This window comes from Streptomyces sp. NBC_01707 (assembly GCF_041438805.1).
Lineage (GTDB): Bacteria > Actinomycetota > Actinomycetes > Streptomycetales > Streptomycetaceae > Streptomyces.
In genome coordinates, this window is record NZ_CP109190.1 from 5,567,265 (window position 1) to 5,586,313 (window position 19,049).

17 protein-coding genes and 1 pseudogene are annotated in these 19,049 nt (G+C 71.0%); 17 read left to right on the forward strand and 1 reads right to left on the reverse strand.

Annotated features, from left to right (window positions below):
• Positions 1-538: 538 nt before the first annotated feature.
• The 7 genes and pseudogenes from ssd to OG963_RS25130 all read left to right on the forward strand — a co-directional run.
• Positions 539-1,588 (forward strand): septum site-determining protein Ssd, encoded by a 1,050-nt coding sequence (gene ssd / locus OG963_RS25100; protein ID WP_177309375.1) that lies wholly within the window; start codon positions 539-541, stop codon positions 1,586-1,588.
• Positions 1,585-2,733: a TadA family conjugal transfer-associated ATPase gene (locus tag OG963_RS25105; protein WP_319740005.1), complete on the forward strand. Its 1,149-nt coding sequence runs from the start codon at positions 1,585-1,587 to the stop codon at positions 2,731-2,733. Before ssd ends, OG963_RS25105 begins: the two co-directional genes overlap by 4 nt.
• The gene (locus OG963_RS25110) at positions 2,730-3,611 is read left to right on the forward strand and encodes a type II secretion system F family protein (RefSeq protein WP_371799475.1); all 882 of its coding nucleotides are present in this window, start codon (positions 2,730-2,732) and stop codon (positions 3,609-3,611) included. The genes OG963_RS25105 and OG963_RS25110 overlap by 4 nt, the downstream gene beginning before the upstream one ends.
• Positions 3,608-4,411 carry a type II secretion system F family protein gene (locus tag OG963_RS25115; protein WP_319330126.1) on the forward strand — a complete coding sequence of 268 codons (804 nt, stop codon included), beginning with the start codon at positions 3,608-3,610 and terminating at the stop codon, positions 4,409-4,411. The genes OG963_RS25110 and OG963_RS25115 overlap by 4 nt, the downstream gene beginning before the upstream one ends.
• Positions 4,412-4,470: 59 nt before the next feature.
• Positions 4,471-4,671 carry a DUF4244 domain-containing protein gene (locus OG963_RS25120; RefSeq protein WP_093777940.1) on the forward strand — a complete coding sequence of 67 codons (201 nt, stop codon included), beginning with the start codon at positions 4,471-4,473 and terminating at the stop codon, positions 4,669-4,671.
• A complete protein-coding gene (locus tag OG963_RS25125) occupies positions 4,658-5,068 on the forward strand; it encodes a TadE family type IV pilus minor pilin (RefSeq protein WP_093777938.1) in 411 nt (136 codons plus the stop codon). Before OG963_RS25120 ends, OG963_RS25125 begins: the two co-directional genes overlap by 14 nt.
• 137 nt (positions 5,069-5,205) lie before the next feature.
• Positions 5,206-5,427 (forward strand): annotated as a pseudogene (locus tag OG963_RS25130) (Rv3654c family TadE-like protein); the annotation flags it as partial.
• Between the two features lie 40 nt (positions 5,428-5,467).
• Here the strand turns inward: OG963_RS25130 and OG963_RS25135 are convergent.
• Positions 5,468-8,023, reverse strand: coding sequence for a DEAD/DEAH box helicase (locus tag OG963_RS25135; RefSeq protein WP_371799476.1), 2,556 nt, complete (start codon positions 8,021-8,023; stop codon positions 5,468-5,470).
• A 78-nt stretch (positions 8,024-8,101) separates the two neighbouring features.
• On the opposite strand from OG963_RS25135, the gene OG963_RS25140 reads away from it, so the two are divergent.
• The 10 genes from OG963_RS25140 to OG963_RS25185 all read left to right on the forward strand — a co-directional run bounded on the left by OG963_RS25140 (position 8,102) and on the right by OG963_RS25185 (position 18,724).
• Complete coding sequence (locus OG963_RS25140; protein WP_003967428.1) at positions 8,102-8,455, forward strand: STAS domain-containing protein; 354 nt, start codon at positions 8,102-8,104, stop codon at positions 8,453-8,455.
• Positions 8,456-8,718: 263 nt separating this feature from the next.
• Positions 8,719-9,192, forward strand: a complete 474-nt coding sequence (locus tag OG963_RS25145) for an ATP-binding protein (protein ID WP_093931273.1) — start codon at positions 8,719-8,721, stop codon at positions 9,190-9,192.
• 275 nt (positions 9,193-9,467) lie between these two features.
• Entirely contained in the window at positions 9,468-11,909 is a 2,442-nt protein-coding gene (locus OG963_RS25150) for a sodium-translocating pyrophosphatase (RefSeq protein ID WP_093777934.1), read from the forward strand.
• 307 nt (positions 11,910-12,216) lie between these two features.
• Positions 12,217-12,822 carry a hypothetical protein gene (locus OG963_RS25155; RefSeq protein ID WP_030925163.1) on the forward strand — a complete coding sequence of 202 codons (606 nt, stop codon included), beginning with the start codon at positions 12,217-12,219 and terminating at the stop codon, positions 12,820-12,822.
• 82 nt (positions 12,823-12,904) lie between these two features.
• Positions 12,905-14,413, forward strand: coding sequence for a class I SAM-dependent methyltransferase (locus OG963_RS25160; RefSeq protein ID WP_093777932.1), 1,509 nt, complete (start codon positions 12,905-12,907; stop codon positions 14,411-14,413).
• Positions 14,414-14,477: 64 nt separating this feature from the next.
• Positions 14,478-15,485 (forward strand): ArsR/SmtB family transcription factor, encoded by a 1,008-nt coding sequence (locus OG963_RS25165; protein WP_371799477.1) that lies wholly within the window; start codon positions 14,478-14,480, stop codon positions 15,483-15,485.
• 88 nt (positions 15,486-15,573) lie between these two features.
• Positions 15,574-16,659 carry an ATP-binding cassette domain-containing protein gene (locus tag OG963_RS25170; protein ID WP_371799478.1) on the forward strand — a complete coding sequence of 362 codons (1,086 nt, stop codon included), beginning with the start codon at positions 15,574-15,576 and terminating at the stop codon, positions 16,657-16,659.
• Positions 16,656-17,447, forward strand: coding sequence for an ABC transporter permease (locus OG963_RS25175; RefSeq protein WP_093931271.1), 792 nt, complete (start codon positions 16,656-16,658; stop codon positions 17,445-17,447). Before OG963_RS25170 ends, OG963_RS25175 begins: the two co-directional genes overlap by 4 nt.
• Positions 17,448-17,466: 19 nt before the next feature.
• Entirely contained in the window at positions 17,467-18,282 is an 816-nt protein-coding gene (locus tag OG963_RS25180) for an ABC transporter permease (protein WP_093931270.1), read from the forward strand.
• A gap of 244 nt (positions 18,283-18,526) precedes the next feature.
• Entirely contained in the window at positions 18,527-18,724 is a 198-nt protein-coding gene (locus tag OG963_RS25185) for a hypothetical protein (RefSeq protein WP_030925181.1), read from the forward strand.
• Positions 18,725-19,049 lie beyond the last annotated feature (325 nt).

Genomic DNA, 19,049 nt, shown 5'->3' on the forward strand with positions numbered 1-19,049 from the left:
GCGTGGGTTTGCCTGAGAAGGCTCTCGGGTACACCATGGAAGTCACGGATCGTTCGCGACCGTGCTAACCCGGTCCGACTCCTCCCCCCCCGAGTCGGCCGTGGGGACGACCCCCGCTCTCCCCCCCCGGCGGGGGTCGTCGCATGTCCGGACGCATTTCTGGCGCTCGGAATCAAGCATTCTGCCTCCTTCTCGGCCGCGACGGCCCGTTTTTCTGCGCTCTCGAACCACCATGACTCGTCACAGTGTGTAGCGGAAGTGCTGCTCTCCGGAAGTCGCCGGTATGGGTGACCGAGATATTCACAGCGGTGGAGTTGTCCACAGTTTTTGAGCAAGATCCACACGATTTCCCGAAGCGTTGCACGGTGATTCCACCCGCGAAGTCCGCGGGTTCCGGATATCGCCGATCTCGGAAGGCTCCGAGATCGCCGCGAAACCGCGGTGAAGGTGCAGGGAGAAGGGGGCGGAGATCGTGGCCGAGTCCATCGCACAGGGTCGTCTGCCGGTCGCCGAAGAGCGGAGCGGCGGACCGCTGATCGTGACCGAGGATGTGGAACTGCTCGACGATCTGCTGCGGCTGTGCGCGGCCGCCGGAGCGGAGCCAGAGGTTCACCACACACCGCCCGAAGCCAGAGGCGGATGGGAGCGGGCTCCGATGGTTCTGGTGGGCGACGACGCGGCTCCGCGTTGCCGTGGAGTCGCGCGTAGGCAGGGCGTGATGCTCGTGGGGCGCGACCAGGATGCCCCGGACGTCTGGCGGCAGGGCGTGGAGATCGGGGCGGAATATGTGCTGCGACTGCCCGATGCGGAGAGCTGGCTCGTCGATCAGATCGCCAACGCGGCGGAGGGTGTGGGCAGGCCCGCGCTCACCGTCGGAGTGATCGGCGGACGGGGCGGAGCCGGCGCGTCGACACTGGCCTGCGCGCTGGCCGTGGCCGCGGCCAGGAGCGGGCGCCGGACCATGCTGATCGACGGCGATCCGCTGGGCGGCGGCATCGATGTGCTGCTCGGTGGCGAGCGCGCCGAGGGGATGAGATGGCCGGATTTCGCCCATTCCAAGGGGCGGGTGGGCGGTTGTGCCCTGGAGGAGTCGCTGCCCGCATTGCACGGGTTGCGCGTGCTGAGCTGGGGCCGCGACGACTGGGTGGTCGTTCCGCCGCCTGCCATGGCGGCGGTGCTGGCGGCCGCGCGCAGGCTCGGTGGTGTGGTGGTCGTCGATCTGCCGCGCCGGGTCGACGAGTCGGTGGCCGAGGCGCTTTCCCAGCTGGACCTCGGTCTGCTGGTCGTCCCCGGCGAGTTGCGAGCGGTCGCGGCCGCGAAGCGGGTGGCGTCGATGGCCGGGATGGTCCTGGGCGATCTGAGGGTGATGGCACGCGGCCCGTACGCGGCGGGTCTGGACGAGCGCTGGGTGGCGCACGCGCTGGGGCTGCCGCTCGCCGGTGAACTCCCGCTGGAGCCGGGCCTGCTCGCCGCTCAGGACGGTGGGACGCCGCCCGGTGGCAGCGCCCGCTCCCCGCTGGCCAGGTTCTGTACGGCGTTCTGGGAGCGGGCACTTGCCGGAGGCGTCGCCGGGGGAGCGGTGTCATGACCGACGCACTGCTCGACGCTGTGCGGCAGCGGCTGGCGCAGAGCGGCGCCGCACCGACCCCGGCCGGGGTGGCGGCAGCGCTACGCGCCCAGGGGAGGCTGCTCGGCGATGCCGAAGTGCTAGGAGCCGCAGAGGAGTTGCGCGGCGAACTGGTCGGCACCGGGGTCCTGGAACCGCTGCTTGCCGATCCCGCGGTCACGGACGTGCTGGTGTCCGCGCCGGACCGGGTGTGGGTGGACCGGGGAGGTGGGCTCGAACTCACCGGGGTGACCTTCCGGGACGCCCCGGCGGTGCGCAGGCTGGCGCAGCGGCTCGCCGCGGTCGCCGGGAGGCGGCTGGACGACGCCCGGCCCTGGGTGGACGCCCGGCTCCCGGACGGGACGCGGATGCACGCGGTACTGCCGCCGGTGTCCGTCGGCTCCACGTGTCTGTCGCTGCGGGTGGTGCGCCCCAGGGCCTTCTCGCTGACGGAGCTGGTTGCGGCGGGGACCGTACCGCCCGGCGGGGACCGGGTGTTGCGGGCGCTGGTGGAGGCCCGGGTCTCGTATCTGATCAGCGGTGGCACGGGCGCGGGGAAGACCACGCTGCTGTCGAGCCTGCTGGGCGCCGTCGGGGAGCGGGAGCGGATCGTGCTCGCCGAGGACTCGGCCGAGCTGCGGCCGGACCATCCGCATGTGGTGCGCCTGGAGTCGCGTCCTGCCAATCAGGAGGGGGCGGGCCGGGTGACCCTGCAGGACCTGGTGCGTCAGGCACTGCGGATGCGGCCGGACCGGCTGGTGGTGGGGGAGGTGCGTGGTTCCGAGGTGACGGAGTTGCTGGCCGCGCTGAACACGGGCCACGAGGGCGGTTGCGGCACGGTCCACGCGAATGCCGCCGAGCATGTCCCTGCCCGTCTGGAGGCCCTCGGCACGGCGGCCGGACTCGACCGGGTCGCGCTGCACAGTCAGTTGGCGGCGGCGCTGTCGGTGGTGGTCCATCTCGTACGGGACCGGGCCGGGCTGCGAAAGATCGCCGAGGCGCATGTGCTGGAGCGGGACGCGGCCGGTCTGGTGGTGACGGTGCCCGCGCTGCGCTGGGGCGCCGACGGTTTCGTCCGGGAGCGGGGCTGGGAGCGGCTGCGGTCGCTGATCGGGGGTGCGATGTGACCGGTGGGTTGTCGGCGGGGGCGGCGGAGTACGCGACATACACGATGGCCATGTGTGCGGGGGCGGCAGCCTGGTTGGCGGTGGGGCAGGACCAAGGGCTGCGGCGGGCGAAGGTGTTGTTCGTCGACGGGGTGGGCGAGCCGGCGCCGCGGAGCTGCTGGGAGCGGGGGCTGGAGCGGTGCGGCGGGTTGTTCCGGGGGCGCAGGGAGTGGCTCTGTCTGCCGGTGGCGCTGGTCCTTGCCGTGCTGGGGGAGTCCCCGCTGCCGGTGGTCGCGGGGGCGGTGGCGGTGCCGCTGGTACGGCGGTTGCTGAGCAGACGTGCCGGGCGGCGGGAGCGGGAGCGCCGGGCTGACGCGGTGGTGGCACTGTGCGCGGCGGTGGTGGGTGAGCTGCGGGCCGGGCAGGAGCCTGGGCAGGCGCTGTTGGCCGCAGTGCGAGGAACCGGCGCGATGGGTGCGGCGGAGGCCGCCGTGTCGGCTGCCGCACGGTTCGGCGGCGATGTGCCGGCGGCGCTCGGGCAGGCGGCGCGCGAGCCAGGCCTGGAAGGGCTCGCCGGGGTGGCGGCGTGCTGGCGGGTTGCGGTGGACGGAGGGGCCGGGCTGGCGGCCGGTCTGGACCGTCTGGAGGGAGCGCTGCGGTCCGAGCGGCGCAGGCGGCAGGAGTTACGGGCGCAGCTGGCGGGTGCCTGGTCGACGGTGGCCGTGCTGGCGCTGCTGCCGGTGCTGGGTCTGGGGCTGGGGGCGGCGCTCGGGGCCGACCCGTTGCGGGTGCTCCTGCACGGTCCGGCCGGGCTGGTCTGCCTGGCGGTCGGCGGCCTGCTGGAGACAGCCGGACTCCTCTGGGCCGGCCGGATCGTACGGGCGGGGGAAGCCGCATGAGTCGGGTGGCAGGCGAGGTTGTGCACCTTGTCCACGGGTTGGGTCTGCTGGGGGTGGTCCTGGGCGCAGTCGGGTATCCGGCTCTCGCGCTGGCCGGACGGCGGCGTGAGCGGACGGTGCTTCGCCGGGGTGCGTTGCTGCTGGCGGTCGAGCCAGGGAAGCGGCGGCGCAGAAGGTCGATGGGCGGGGCCCGGGTCAGGGAGCTGGCTGCGCTGCTGGGCGCTGTGGTGACCGGCTGGATTCTGGTCGGTGGTCCGCTGGGGTGCGCGGCCGGACTGGCGGCCGCGTACGGCACCTGGCGGTGGCAGCGGACACGCCATCGGCACGGACCCGGTGTGCCCGCAGCGGAGGTGGCGGAGACCGCGCAGCAGCTCCCACTTGCCGCCGATCTGCTGGCGGCCTGCATCTCGGCCGGAGCCGGGCCGCGTGAGGCGGCCGAGGCGGTGGGGGATTCGCTGGGCGGTCCGGTCGGCGAACGGCTGGCGCGAACGGCGGCGGAGATCCGGCTGGGCGGCGAACCGGCCGTCTCTTGGGGGAGGTTCGGCGAGATACCGGGCGCCGGTGCACTGGCCCGCTGTCTGGAGCGAGCGGGCTCGACCGGGGCTCCCGCGGCGGAGCCGGTCTCCCGCCTGGCCGAGGCGATGCGCGCGGAACGGTCGAGTGCGGCCGTGGCGCGCGCCCAGCGGGCCGGCGTGCTGATCACGGCACCGGTGGGGCTCTGTTTCCTGCCCGCCTTTCTTGCGGTCGGGGTGGCGCCTGTGGTCATCGGCCTGGCGACCGGGCTGCTGCACACCGGTTGAGACAAGAGTGGCAATAGCTATTCATTCGAATCAAATCGAACCAATTCTCGGGGGTTGAAATGGCACGGCGAATCAGGAGCTGGGTGCGGGGCATGGTGCGCCGAGCCCGCTCGGACGGCGGAATGACGACGTCCGAATATGCGGTGGGGACGATCGCGGCCTGCGCGTTCGCAGCGGTGCTCTACAAGGTGGTCACCAGTCCGCCTGTCATGTCGGCGCTGCAGTCGCTTCTCAAGGACGCGCTCGATGCGAAGTTCTGAGCGGAGGCCTCCCGGGAGGGGGAGCGGCGAGGGCAGGGGCGGCGGAGGGGGAGGCGACCGGGGCGCGGTGACGGCGGAGGCGGCCATGGTGATTCCGGTACTGGCGTTGTTCGCCCTGGCCCTCATCTGGGCGCTGATGGCCGCCTCTGCCCAGATCCGGTGCGTGGATGCGGCGAGGGCCGGTGCTCGGGCGGCGGCCCGCTCCGAACCGGAGGAGCAGGTCCTGGCAGCCGCCCGGTCGGCGGCACCCGACCGGGCTCGGGTCGATCTGGAACGGGCCGGGGAGCTGTGGCGGGTACGGGTCGCTGCACCGACGCCCGGACCCGGCCCGCTGACCCTGACGCTCAGCGCGGAGGCGGCAGCCCTGGCCGAGGACACGGTGGGGGCGGCGCCGTGACGAGGGAGGCTGCCGACTCGCGGCAGGCGGCCCGGCGCTGGATACGGCAGGCATGGCAGGTGCGGCGGGTGCGGTGTTTCTCGGGGGCGCGCCGGTGCGGGGGAGGGGATCGGGGAGTGGCGACCGTGTGGGTGGCGATGACCACGGCCGCGCTGTGTGCGGTCTTCGCGATCGTGCTCGCGCTCGGACAAGTGGTGGTTGCCAGGCACCGGGCCGGTGGGGCGGCGGACCTGGCGGCCCTGGCAGCCGCCGACCGGGCCCTGCGGGGGACGGAGGCGGCGTGCCGGGCGGCCGAGGAGGTGGCCGGGGCTCAGGGGGCGATGGTGGTGCGGTGTGCGGTGCAGGGGGACATCGCCGATGTGACGGCCCGGGTGGGGTTCGGGCCGTACACGCCGACGGTCAGATCCCGGGCGGGCCCTCCTGAGGCCGTTCCGGGTCCGTCGGGCTCTCCGTGGACCGCTCCGGGGCCGGGCTCGGGCTCTCCGGCTCCGCCGGCTCCCCCGGATCGGCTGGGGCGGACCTGAGGAGTTCCCCCAGGAGGCGGACGGCGCCCCGCTTGTGCAGCGGATCGTTGCCGTTGCCGCACTTGGGGGACTGGATGCAGGACGGGCAGCCCGCCTCGCACTCGCAGGACGCGATGGCCTGGCGGGTGGCGCTGAGCCAGTCACGGGCGGTGTGGAAGGCCCGCTCGGCGAATCCGGCACCGCCGGGGTGGCCGTCGTACACGAAGACCGTCGGCAGCAGCGTGTCCGGATGGAGCGGCACGGAGACACCGCCGATGTCCCAGCGGTCGCAGGTGGCGAAGAGCGGGAGCATTCCGATCGACGCGTGCTCGGCGGCATGCAGCGCGCCGCCCAGGATCTCCGGGTTGATGCGGGCGGCGTCCAGCTGGTCCTGGGTGACCGTCCACCACACGGCTCGGGTGCGCAGCGTGCGGGGCGGCAGGTCGAGCTTGGTCTCGCCGAGGACCTCGCCGGTGATCAGTTTGCGACGCAGGAAGGAGACGACCTGGTTGGTGACTTCGACGGAGCCGTAACAGAGCCGCCCGTCACCCCACGGGATCTCGGTGTCGGTCTCCAGGACGGCGATGGAGGTGGTGTCCCGTGCGGTTGTCGAGTACGGCGGGTCGGCCTGCTCGACAAGGGCGACCGAGTCCTCCAGATCCAGTTTCCGGACCAGATAGGTGCGGCCCTGGTGGAGGTGGACGGCTCCTTCGTGGACGGCGGTGTGTGCGGCCGATTCATCGACCGTGCCCAGCAGCCGACCGGTTCCCTCCTCGACGATCTGGACCGGACGGCCGCCCTCGCCACGGATGTCGGTGAGATCGGCGGCCCGCTCACGGCGGGTCCAGTGCCAGCCCGACGCCCGCTTGCGGAGCAGTTTCGCGGCCTCCAGCTGCGGCAGCAGCTCGGCCACGGCGGGCCCGAACAGCTCCAGGTCGGTCTCGGTGAGCGGAAGCTCCGCGGCCGCCGCGCACAGATGAGGGGCGAGGACGTACGGGTTGTCCGGGTCGAGGACGGTCGACTCCACAGGCTGCTGGAACAGCGCCTCGGGGTGGTGGACGAGGAAGGTGTCCAGCGGGTCGTCGCGGGCCACCAGGATGGCCAGGGCACCCTGCCCGGCGCGTCCGGCCCGGCCGGCCTGCTGCCACAGCGACGCCCTGGTGCCGGGATAGCCGGCGATGACGACGGCATCCAGGCCCGAGACGTCGATGCCGAGTTCGAGGGCGGTGGTGGCGGCCAGGCCCAGCAGCCGGCCGGAGTGCAGGGCGTGCTCCAGCGCGCGGCGCTCCTCGGGGAGGTATCCCCCGCGGTAGGCGGCGACCCGGGCGGGCAGTGAGCGGTCCACCTCGGCGAGTCGCTCCTTGGCGATGACGGAGATGAGCTCGGCGCCGCGCCGGGAGCGTACGAAGGCGACGGAGCGGACGCCCTGGACGGTCAGATCGGTGAGGAGGTCGGCGGTCTCGGCGGTGGCCGTACGGCGTACGGGGGCGCCTTTCTCCCCGTGCAGCTCGGTCAGCGGTGGTTCCCACAGGGCGAAGACCATTTCGCCGCGGGGCGAGGCGTCGTCGGCGACCTCCCTGACAGGGAGGCCGGTGAGACGGCCTGCGGCCACCGAGGGCTGCGCCGCGGTGGCCGAGGCGAGCAGGAAGACCGGATCGGCTCCGTAGCGGGCGCAGAGGCGGCGTAGCCGGCGCACCACCTGGGCGACATGCGAGCCGAAGACGCCGCGGTAGGTGTGGCACTCGTCGATGACGACGAAGCGCAGGGCGCGCAGGAAGGAGGACCAGCGGGGGTGGGACGGCAGAATCCCGCGGTGCAGCATGTCGGGGTTGGTCAGGACGTAGTTGGCGTACTGACGTACCCACTCGCGTTCCTCGACCGGGGTGTCGCCGTCGTAGACCGCCGGCCTGATCGCGTTGGCGAGCGGCGCGGCGAGTTCCTTCACCGAACGCCGCTGATCGGCGGCCAGGGCCTTGGTGGGTGCGAGATACAGGGCGGTCGCGCCGCGGCCGTTGGGGGCCTCCGAGCCGTCGAGCAGGGCACTGAGGACCGGTGCGAGGTAGGCGAGCGACTTGCCGGAGGCGGTTCCGGTGGCGATCACGACGGATTCGCCGTCCAGGGCGTGCTCCGCAGCGGCTGCCTGATGCGCCCACGGGTGGTCGATGCCGGCCTTCTGGATGGCGGTGATCACTTCTGGTCGGATGCGATCCGGCCAGATGGCATGGGTTCCCGTACGCGGGGGCAAGTGCTCCGTATGAGTGATGCGCGCGGACCGGCTCGCCCCTGCGGCGAGCCGGTGGAGGATCATTGCCGGAGAGGGGCGGGAGTCCCCGCTCACGGGTGGTCGACTGGGGCGGTGATTCTTGGCCATCAGCACCGAGTGTGTCACCGCCGTGACGGACAATGGTCCCAAGGCGTCGTGCATGGCTGCTGGTAAGTGATTGAATGCCATCGCGGCTGGCGATCCGTCCCCTGGCTCCGTCGGGGAGACCGAGGGGCGACCGCTCGATAGCAAGGTGCTGGAGGATCCGTGGACCTGTCCTTGTCGACTCGCAATGTGTCCGGCCCTGGTGGCGACCGTACGGTCGTCGAGGTCGGTGGCGAGATTGATGTGTATACCGCGCCCAAGCTGCGCGAGCAGTTGGTCGAGTTGGTGAATGACGGCAGCTACCACCTGGTTGTCGACATGGAAGGTGTCGACTTTCTCGACTCCACCGGCCTCGGCGTGCTTGTGGGTGGCCTGAAGCGTGTCCGGGCCCATGAGGGCTCGCTGCGCCTGGTCTGCAACCAGGAGCGCATTCTCAAGATCTTCCGGATCACTGGTCTGACCAAGGTGTTCCCGATTCACACCACGGTCGACGAGGCTGTCGCGGCCACCGACTGAGGTCGGTCCGCGGCCGGATCGGCCGAAGGCCGGTCCGGCAGGCAGCCCGTTCGGCGGACAGGCGGTCCATCGGGCCGTGGGTCCGCCGGGCCGGGCCGTCGGCTGCCGGTGGACGGTGGCCGGACCGGTGTGTCGGCGGCACGCAAGCTGTCGACTGCTGGTCGGCCGGTGGCTCCGTCGGCCTGCCGGAGGAAGAGAGCAGGGGTACCGGGCGGCACGCCCGGGCCCTTGAGATGCACGCCCGTACGTCTGAGGGGGATCGCATGGCCACCGTTGAACTCCGCTTCAGCGCCCAGCCCGAACACGTCAGAACGGCCCGCCTCGTGGCGGCCGCGGTGGCGCGCCGGGCCGGGGTCGATGAAGCTGCGCTCGACGAGGTCAGACTCGCCGTCGGTGAGGCCTGCAGCCGCGCTGTCGGGCTGCACCGCAGCCATGGCATCACAGCTCCGATCAAGGTCGTCCTGACCGAGGAGGAGAAGTCCTTCTCCATCGAGGTCGGCGACGAGGTGCCCGGTCCGGGCAGCGAAGCCGGGTCCGAAGCAGCGTCCGGGACGCACGGCGCCACGCCCGGCGGGAGGCGCGATGAGCCGGAATCCGAGGCTGACGCGGACGGCGAGGACGAGATGGGTCTCGCGGTCATCAGCGGCCTCGTCGATGATGTGGAAGTCAGATCGGCAGCCGACGGTGGAGTGATCCGGATGAGCTGGCCGAAGACGCCCGCACCCCTGGCGCCCTGAGGCGCCGCGGGCGCGACGGACGGTCGGTCCGTCCTGGCGCGCAACGCTTGATCCGTTCTTCGAGGCCCTGCTGAGCAGGGCCTTTTTCATTTGTGCTTGATCAATGATCAACGGACAATGTGTCTGCCCCATTACTGCATTCGGCTCAATCCGAGAATGCGATCATTTGCCGATCTGGTGTAGAAGGTCAATTACATTTCCCGCGCACTGTTTTGATCAGGTTCCGCTCCCTACAATCCGTCCACGTCTTGAGCGCTGAGCGTCGAGGAGGACGTATGGCGGGGTTCTTCAACACATCACTGGCAGAACTGCCCGAAGTTTCCGCACTTTCCGACCGGCCCACCTCACTCGCGGCCGCGGTACTGACCGATGACAACCGCGTCATCGTGATCGTCGTTGCCGCCGTGGCCGTCGCCGCACTGATCGTTGCCAGGCTGCTGGTACGCCAGGTGCTGGCGGCCGGTGAGGGCACCGAACGTATGAAGGAGATCGCGGCAGCCGTCCAGGAAGGCGCCAATGCCTATCTGGCCCGGCAGCTGCGGACCGTCGGCATCTTTGCCGTCGTGGTCTTCTTCCTGCTCCTGCTGCTGCCGGCCGACAACTGGTCGCAGCGAGCCGGCCGTTCGGTGTTCTTCCTGGTGGGTGCGCTTTTCTCGGCGGCCACCGGATACATCGGTATGCGTCTTGCCGTACGCAGCAATGTGCGAGTGGCTGCCGCGGCCCGTGAGGCGACGCCGGCTGAAGGTGAACCGGAAAAAGATCTCACCGCCGTGTCGCACCGCGCGATGAAGATTGCTTTCCGCACGGGCGGCGTGGTCGGGATGATCACGGTGGGGCTCGGACTGCTCGGCGCCTCCTGCGTGGTCCTGGTCTATGCCGCCGACGCGCCCAAGGTGCTGGAGGGCTTCGGTCTCGGTGCCGCGCTGATCGCCATGTTCATGAGGGTCGGCGGCGGCATCTTCACCAAGGCCGCCGACGTCGGTGCCGACCTCGTCGGCAAGGTCGAGCAGGGCATCCCGGAGGACGACCCGCGCAACGCCGCCACCATCGCCGACAACGTGGGCGACAACGTAGGCGACTGCGCGGGCATGGCTGCCGACCTCTTCGAGTCGTACGCCGTGACCCTCGTCGCCGCGCTGATCCTCGGCAAGGCCGCCTTCGGCGACGCCGGACTGGCCTTCCCGCTGATCGTGCCGGCGATCGGCGTGATCACCGCCATGATCGGGATTTTCGCGGTCGCCCCGCGACGCGCCGACCGCAGCGGGATGACCGCCATCAACCGCGGCTTCTTCATCTCCGCGGTGATCTCGCTCGTCCTGGTGGCGGTGGGCGTGTTCCTCTATCTGCCGTCCTCGTACGCCGATCTGGACGGCGTCACCGACCGCGCCATCACCTCGCACGGCGGCGACCCGCGGATCTTCGCCCTGGTCGCCGTTGCCATCGGCATCGTGCTGGCCGCGCTGATCCAGCAGCTCACCGGCTACTTCACCGAGACCAACCGGCGTCCTGTCCGGGACATCGGCAAGTCCTCGCTGACCGGCCCGGCGACCGTGGTGCTCGCCGGGATCTCCATCGGTCTGGAGTCCGCCGTCTACACCGCGCTGCTGATCGGCCTCGGTGTCTACGGGGCGTTCCTGCTCGGCGGTACGTCGATCATGCTGGCGCTCTTCGCGGTGGCTCTCGCCGGGACCGGGCTGCTCACCACCGTCGGGGTGATCGTGGCCATGGACACCTTCGGTCCGGTCTCCGACAACGCCCAGGGCATCGCCGAGATGTCCGGTGATGTCACCGGAGCCGGTGCCCAGGTCCTCACCGACCTGGACGCCGTCGGTAACACCACCAAGGCGATCACCAAGGGCATCGCCATCGCCACCGCCGTTCTCGCGGCGTCGGCGCTGTTCGGCTCGTACCGCGACGCCATCGCCACAGCGGTCGACGACGTCGGGGCCGGCGCCGGAGCGATGGGGCTGAGCCTCGATATCTCGCAGCCCAACAACCTGGTGGGGCTGATCCTCGGTGCCGCCGTCGTCTTCCTCTTCTCCGGTCTGGCCATCAACGCGGTGTCCCGGTCCGCGGGGGCCGTGGTCTACGAGGTGCGGCGGCAGTTCAGAGAGCACCCCGGGATCATGAACTACACCGAGAAGCCCGAGTACGGACGCGTCGTCGACATCTGCACCAAGGACGCGCTGCGCGAGCTCGCCACGCCCGGACTGCTCGCGGTGCTCGCACCGATCGCGGTGGGCTTCACCCTCGGCGTCGGGGCGCTCGGTTCGTATCTCGCGGGCGCGATCGGCACCGGGACGCTGATGGCGGTCTTCCTCGCCAACTCCGGAGGCGCCTGGGACAACGCCAAGAAGCTCGTGGAGGACGGTCATCACGGTGGCAAGGGCAGCGACGCCCACGCCGCGACGGTGATCGGCGACACGGTGGGCGACCCGTTCAAGGACACGGCGGGACCGGCGATCAACCCGCTGCTCAAGGTGATGAACCTGGTGGCGCTGCTCATCGCCCCCGCGGTGGTGCAGTTCAGCTACGGGGCGGACGCGAGCGCGGGTGTGCGGACGGTGGTGGCGGTGCTCGCCATCGCGGTCATCGTCGGCGCGGTCTATGTCTCCAAGCGGCGTGGGATCGCCGTGGGCGAGGACGGTGACTCCGGCGGCGACGACGAGGACGGCGGCAGGACCGCCGAGACGACCGATCCGGCGGCCGTTTCGTGAGGCGGGCGCCGCGAACGGCATGGCAGCCCGCAGGCAACGGCTGATCGGCAACTGGCCGGCCCGTCGGCGGTAGCGGCCGAAGGATGAAGGGGTGGGCGGCACATCTGATGATGTGCCGCCCACCCCTTCATTTGTTCGAAACGTTCGACTGTTCGACTTGTTAGCCCGTTCGCGTGCGAGTGGCATCTCCCTCATTTCCCTTGGTGCAAATGGCTGCAAAAGGTCACCCACTGGACGCCTGGCACCCGGATGGAGGTCTTCCGGCGTGTAAGTTCCGGGGCCGAGAGCCTTGGAAGGGACCGATCCGGTGAACAAGAAGCTTGCAGCCGCACTGTCCGGCGGTGCGGTACTCGTACTTGCGCTGTCGGGCTGCAGCGACGACAGCAGCAGCGACAACAAGGTCAACGACTGGGCCAAGAAGGTCTGTGACCAGGTCAAGCCCCAGCTGCAGAAGATCGCGAACGCCAACGCCGCCATCCAGCAGCAGACTGCCGACAACAGCAAGCCCGCCGACGTCCAGGAGACGGACTCGGCCGCCTTCCAGCAGATCTCGCAGGCGTACAAGGCCCTGGGCGCTGCGGTGCAATCGGCGGGCGCACCGCCGGTCGACGGCGGCGAGGCCACGCACAAGGAGGCCGTGAAGGAGCTCAACGCCTCCTCGGCGGCGTACGCGAACCTGCAGAAGAAGGTCGACGAGCTCAACACGAAGGACCAGGCGAAGTTCGCCGACGGTCTGAAGGGCATCGCCGACGAGTTGAACAAGATCAGCACCAACGGTGACGAGGCGCTGAGGAAGCTCCAGTCCGGCGAGGTCGGCACCGCCATGGCCAAGCAGCCCGGCTGCCAGAAGCCGAAGGCTTCGGTCGCGCCGACCGCTCCCGCGCCGTCCGCCTCGCCCAGCAAGAAGTCGTAACCGGCAGCCGTACGACCGGCCCGGCGGCCCAGGTGGCTGCCGGGCCGGTGCCGTTGTCGGCGGGAGCGGCCACAATGGGCGGGTGAGTACGACCAGCCTCCCCGCGCCCGACCGTTCACCCCGGCTCCGCGAAGCCCTGCTTGCCGCCGCCTTCACCGCCGATGGGCTCCTCGACCTGCTCGGCGCGCCCGCCTATGCCGCGCTCGCCCGCAGTGAGACGGTTCCGGCGCTCCGCGCCACCCGAGGTGACGCCCCGCTCGACACGCTGGTGCGGCTCTTCCTGCTTCAGCGCCCCGTTCCGTACGAGCGGGCCCGGGCCGCGCTCCCGCTGGCCGAGTGCATCGAGGACGGCTGGGTGGTTCAGGAGGGCGACGAGGTACGGGCCACCGTCGATGTGCGGCCGTACAGCGGGCCCGAGGACCAGGACTGGTTCATCGTCTCCGACCTGGGCTGCGCCGTCGGCGGCGCGGGTGGCATCGGTTCGCACGAGGAGGGGGTGGTCCTGGGGGTCGGCGGGGCATCCACCACGCTCGCCGGAATCACCGTGCGCAAGCCGGTCGGCTCCGCGCTCGACCTCGGTACGGGCTCCGGCATCCAGGCGCTGCACGCCTCGCAGCACGCCACCCGGGTCACGGCCACGGACCTCAACCCCCGAGCCCTCGTCTTCACCCGGTTGACTCTCGCCCTGTCCGGTACCACCCCGGCCGACCTGCGCGAGGGTTCTCTCTTCGAGCCGGTCGGCACCGATACGTACGACCTGATCGTCTCCAACCCGCCGTTCGTCATCTCGCCCGGTGCCCGCCTGACTTATCGCGACGGCGGCATGGGCGGCGACGACCTGTGCCGGACGCTGGTGCAGCAGGCCGGCGACCGGTTGAACGAAGGGGGTTACGCACACTTCCTCGCGAACTGGCAGCACGTCGAAGGCGAGGAGTGGCAGGACCGGCTGCGTTCCTGGGTGCCGCGCGGCTGCGACGCCTGGATCGTCCAGCGGGAGACACAGGACATCACGCAGTACGCGGAGCTGTGGCTGCGCGACAGCGGCGACCACCGTACGGACCCCGCGCAGTACGCCGCGCGGTACGACGCCTGGCTGGACGAGTTCGAGGCCCGCAAGACGAAGGGTGTCGGCTTCGGCTGGATCACCCTGCGGAAGTCGCAATCGGCCGCGGAGAACCCGTCGATCGTGATCGAGGAGTGGCCGCATCCGGTGGAGCAGCCGCTCGGCGAGGCGGTGGAGGCCCACTTCGCGCGCCAGGACTACCTGCGGCTCCACGACGACGCGGCTCTCCTCGCCGATCACTTCACGCTGGCGCTGGAGGTGATGCAGGAGCAGGTCGGGCTGCCCGGCGCGGAGGACCCCGAGCATGTGGTGCTGCGTCAGAACCGCGGCATGCGGCGTGCGACGAAGGTCGACTCGGTCGGCGCGGGCTTCGCGGGCGTCTGTGACGGGACACTGCCCGCTGGCCGGATCCTGGACGCGATCGCCCAGTTGATGAACGAGGACCCTGTGCTGCTGCGCGACCGCACTCCGCAGGCGATCCGCCTGCTGGTGGGGGAAGGGTTCCTGGAACCGGCGGGGCAGGCCTGATCGGTGCTGTGCACGTCGACGGGCGCGGAGATCCTATGAGGCCGGAGGGGACAGTGGAGGCGCGGTGATCCGGATCGAGCTGGACGAAGCGACGCTCGGCGCGACCCGGATCGCCATCAGCCCGCTGTGGGACGCCTTCTGCAGCCTGCATCTGGCCCGGCCGCACCGCACGCCCTCCTGGCCGTACGAGGAGTGGGCCGTACGGGCCCGTGAGGTGCTGCGTGAGGACGACCGGACCGCGGCACTGCAGCTGCTGGTCGACGGCCCGGCGAACTTCCCGGACTTCCTGCTTCCCCTTCCGGTCGGGGCCTCGTCCGTCGAGACGGAGCTGGACACCATCCGGGCGACGCCGCCCGAGGTCGTGCGGGCCGGGGTCGAGGAGCACTATCCGGGGCTGGAGGACCACCCCCGGATCCGCCCCTACCTGGACGATCCCGAGGCGGCCTGCGTCGCACTCGCCGATGCGTATCTGGCGTACTGGGAAGGCGCACTGGAGCAGCAGTGGCCGACCATGCGCCGTCTGGTCGAGGACGAAGTTCTCATCCGTGCCCGGACCTTCGCGACCGAAGGGATCGACGCGCTCTTCGCCGGGCTGGAGGCACGGGCCAAGTGGACGCCGCCCGTCCTTGAGCTGACGAAGCACATCGACGCCGAGTACCGGGCGGGCGAGCGGCGGCTGCTGCTCGTGCCGCTCGTCTTCGCCGAGGGTTGCCGGCTCTACTCCACCGACGACCCCGAGGTCCTCGCCGTCTCCTTCCAGGCCCGGGGCACGGGGGCGCTGCGCGAGCGGGCCGCGACCGGGCCGGAGGCCACCGACCGGCTCGGTGTGCTGCTCGGACGGGGCCGGGCATCGGTGCTGCGCCAGCTCGGCGGGCCGCTCACCACGGCAGGGATAGCCGACCGGCTCGGCCTCGCACCGAGCACGGTCTCGGAACATCTGTCCGTCCTCGCCGACGCCGACGTCGTCACCCGTCACCGGGTCGGACGCAGCGTCTACTACCAGCTCACCGACACCGGCCGGGCCCTGCTCGCGCTGCTGTCGGGCGAGGACGTGCTGCGCGCCGTGTCCTGACCGGACCACCGGACCAGGACGCGAACGACGATTCGGCAGCCACCGAATTGATGGCGGGTGCGGTACGGGCGGGCCTAGCGTCCCCGCCATGCTTGCGATCGAGGCGAGGAATCTCCGCCGCACCTACACCAGCCGCACCGGCCTTCTGCGCCCCCGCCGCACCGCGACCGAGGCCGTGCGCGGCGTCAGTTTCGAGGTTGCGCGCGGCGAGCTGTTCGGACTGCTCGGCCCCAACGGGGCGGGCAAGACCACGACCATCAAGATGCTCAACACCCTGCTGCTGCCCACCTCCGGCACGGCTCGTGTCCTCGGCCATGACGTGGCGTCCGACCCCGTGGCCGTACGCCGCAGGATCGGTTACGTCTTCGGTGGCGACCGGGGCCTGTACGACCGGCTCTCCGCTCTCGACAACCTGCGCTACTTCGCCGAGCTGTACGGGGTCGAGCCACGCGAGCAGAAACGCCGGATCGCCGAACTCCTCGACCTGGTCGGCCTGGCCGGCCGGGAGAGGGAACGTGTCGAGGGCTACTCGCGCGGGATGAGGCAGCGTCTGCACATCGCCCGTGGTCTGCTGCACAGGCCCGATGTCCTCTTCCTCGACGAGCCGTCCATCGGTGTCGACCCGGTGGCGGCGCGCGATCTGCGCCGTACGGTCGCCGATCTGCGGACCGGTGGCACCACTGTTCTGCTCACCACCCATTACATGGCCGAGGCCGACGAGTTGTGCGACCGGATCGCGGTGATCGCGGGTGGCACGATCCGGGCGCTCGGCACCCCGGACCGGCTCAAGTCCCGGGTGCAGGAGCGCGACATCCTGGAGATCGAGGCGTACGGGGCTGCCGACGAGCACCTCGACCGCATCCGCGAACTGCCGGAAGTGCGCGGGGTGGCGGCCGAGGACCGGGGTGGCCGGCAGGCCGTCATGGTGCAGACGGAACGCGGGGCGGAGTTGCACGCACAGGTCCTGGCGGCGCTCGACGGGATCCGGATCGGACGGGTCGTCACCCGTGAACCCACCCTGGAGGACGCGTACATCGCGATCGTCGAAGAGGCCGAGCAGGCCGAGGTGGCGGGGATCGGTACGGCCGGTGGCGCGGACACCGGTACGGACGGCGGCGCGGGCGACGACTCCCGCGCCGCGACGGCCGGCCGGTCCGAGGAGGCCGCGGTATGACCGTGTCGCGGGCCCTTCGCCTGACCGTCGTCGGAGTGCGGACCCATGTCTCGTACATGAGCCGCTCACCGCTCGAAATCACCTTCGCCGTCCTCGTACCCCTGGTGTACGCGACGCTCGCCGTCTACCTCTTCCGTGCCGCCGACGACCCCGACGGGCTGCTCACCGCGGCTGTCGGCGCGGGCCTGATGGGCATCTGGTCCTCGGTGCTCTTCGGGTCGGGCGGAGCCGTACAGAACCAGCGCTGGCTCGGAACTCTGGAGACGCTGGTCAGCTCGCCCACACCGCTCTCCCTCGTCCTTCTGCCCATCACCCTGGCCACGGCCGTCATCGGTACGTACGCCATGGGCGCGACCGTGCTCTGGGGCGCCGTGCTCTTCGACGTGCCCCTCGACTTCGCGCACCCGCTGCTCTTTCTGGTCGCCGTACCGGTGTGCGTCCTGTCGCTCGGGATGATGGGGCTGCTGCTCGCCGCCACGTTCGTCCTGCTGCGCAATGCCAACGCGCTCGCCAACCCGCTGGACGCGCCCGTGTGGCTGCTGTCCGGGCTGCTCGTGCCCGTCACCGTGCTCCCGGACTGGACGCGTCCGGTCTCCTGGTTGCTGCCGACCACTTGGGGTTCGCGGGCCGTGCACGCGGCGACATCCGGTGGTGCGGCCGTCGGTGAGGTACTGACCCCGATGATCGTCGCCCTCGCCCTCGGCGCGGTCTACGCGCTGGTTGCCGTGCTCGTCCTGGGGCGGGTCGAACTCCGTGCGCGGGCCGCTGCCACCCTCTCCCTCGCCTGAAGCCCAGGAGTTTCGCCGCATGTTCCACCGGATTCCCCACCTCGCTCGACGCATCGTCCGCACGCTGCGACTCGTCGTGATCGGGGGTGCCCTCTCGTACCGGGCACTTTTCAACTGGACGACGCCGCCCATGTTCATCGGCACGTTGCTGGTCGGCCCGCTGCTGCAGCTGCTGTTCTTCGTCTTCCTCGGGCGAGAGCTGGGTGTCGCCGACGACCGCTTCTACCTGCTGGGCAACGCCGTTGTCGCCGCCTCCACGGCCTGCGTCTACGGCGGCACCATGGCCATCGCCAACGAGCGCCGCTACGGGACCCTCGGAGCGGTGTTGCTGAGCCCTCGGCACCGGGCTCCGCTCTGGTTCGGGCGCGCTCTGCCGTATGTACTGAACGGCCTCCTCATCAGCGTTTTCACGCTCACAGCCGCCTGCCTCCTGCTCGGACTACAGGTTCCGGTTGGCTCGCTGCCCGGTCTCGGGGCAGTGTTCGTCGCGGCCGCGGCCGGATGCTCCGCGTTCGGGCTCGCCCTGGGGGCGCTCGGGCTGCGTTTCCGCGATGTGTTCCTGGTGTCCAACGTGGCGAGTTCCGTACTCCTTCTGCTCACCGGGGCCAATGTGCCGCGCGAGACCCTGCCGGGATGGATGCGGACCTTCGGGGACGTACTCCCGCTGACTCACGCCGCCGAGGCCGCCCGGCAGTTGTCCGCGGGGGGTGGGCTCGACCGGGGGCGGCTGGGTGCCGAGGTGGCGACGGGGGCCGGGTATGCGGTGCTCGCCGTCGTTCTGCTGGCGCTCTTCGAACGAGGCAGCAGGCGACGCGCGACGCTCGATGTGATGTGAATCCGGCCATCGCGGACGGCCGTCACGCACGGCCGCGACGCACGCCCGTCGGGTGAGGCCCCGGCGCCGACCGTTGCCCGGGCGCACCCGACGGGCGTGCACGACGGCCACCGCCACGGGACGCGGTGCTGGAGTTCACCCGGGGTTCGTGTCCACGACGCCCGTGCGTGGCAGCCTCCCCTGGCGAGGCGACTCGACGCGGGCACAGGCTCCGCGCCGGACGCAGGCAGAGAGGCGTACGGACATGGAGAGCGGACCTGCGGTCTTCGCCGGGACGGCGTTCGCGCTGTTCGGGGCCGCGCTGCTGGTGTGGACGGGGGCGCGCATCGTCCATCGTGCGCCGGTCGCGCACGGGGTGAGCCCCGTCGTCTCCACCGCACTCGCCACTTTGTTCGGCGTACTTTTCCTCGTCCTCGGCGTGTGGTGCTTCACTCACATCTGATCCATTCCCCGGTCCGGCGTCACCGGGCTCCCACCACCTCGCCGACCGTGCCGCCACCGGGTCCGGACCCGCGAACACGCCCGGCTGCGCCGCCTCTCTCCCTTGGTGATCACAACGCGGCCACCGGGCCCCGAAACCCGCAGGCAGCGACCGTGCGCACCGCGTAACGGGCACTCCGGGCGGCAGGAATGGCGGAAGTCGGGTTACCGTTCGAGTGGCCGTTGCGGGCTTTTGCCGTTTGACACGGGGGCGGGTTGTACCGTCACACTCCGCAGCGACAGCACCGTCGGCAGCGCCATCGCGCTGCCCGGATGCCCACCGAGTG

What these genes read in the sequence shown, in the direction of transcription:
- OG963_RS25105 (WP_319740005.1), top strand. Translation starts at nt 1,585, where the DNA reads ATGACCGACGCACTGCTCGACGCTGTGCGGCAGCGGCTGGCGCAGAGC.
- OG963_RS25115 (WP_319330126.1), top strand. Translation starts at nt 3,608, where the DNA reads ATGAGTCGGGTGGCAGGCGAGGTTGTGCACCTTGTCCACGGGTTGGGT.
- OG963_RS25120 (WP_093777940.1), top strand. Translation starts at nt 4,471, where the DNA reads ATGGCACGGCGAATCAGGAGCTGGGTGCGGGGCATGGTGCGCCGAGCC.
- OG963_RS25125 (WP_093777938.1), top strand. Translation starts at nt 4,658, where the DNA reads ATGCGAAGTTCTGAGCGGAGGCCTCCCGGGAGGGGGAGCGGCGAGGGC.
- OG963_RS25135 (WP_371799476.1), bottom strand. Translation starts at nt 8,023, where the DNA reads ATGGCATTCAATCACTTACCAGCAGCCATGCACGACGCCTTGGGACCA.
- OG963_RS25145 (WP_093931273.1), top strand. Translation starts at nt 8,719, where the DNA reads ATGGCCACCGTTGAACTCCGCTTCAGCGCCCAGCCCGAACACGTCAGA.
- OG963_RS25150 (WP_093777934.1), top strand. Translation starts at nt 9,468, where the DNA reads ATGGCGGGGTTCTTCAACACATCACTGGCAGAACTGCCCGAAGTTTCC.
- OG963_RS25170 (WP_371799478.1), top strand. Translation starts at nt 15,574, where the DNA reads ATGCTTGCGATCGAGGCGAGGAATCTCCGCCGCACCTACACCAGCCGC.
- OG963_RS25175 (WP_093931271.1), top strand. Translation starts at nt 16,656, where the DNA reads ATGACCGTGTCGCGGGCCCTTCGCCTGACCGTCGTCGGAGTGCGGACC.
- OG963_RS25180 (WP_093931270.1), top strand. Translation starts at nt 17,467, where the DNA reads ATGTTCCACCGGATTCCCCACCTCGCTCGACGCATCGTCCGCACGCTG.
- OG963_RS25185 (WP_030925181.1), top strand. Translation starts at nt 18,527, where the DNA reads ATGGAGAGCGGACCTGCGGTCTTCGCCGGGACGGCGTTCGCGCTGTTC.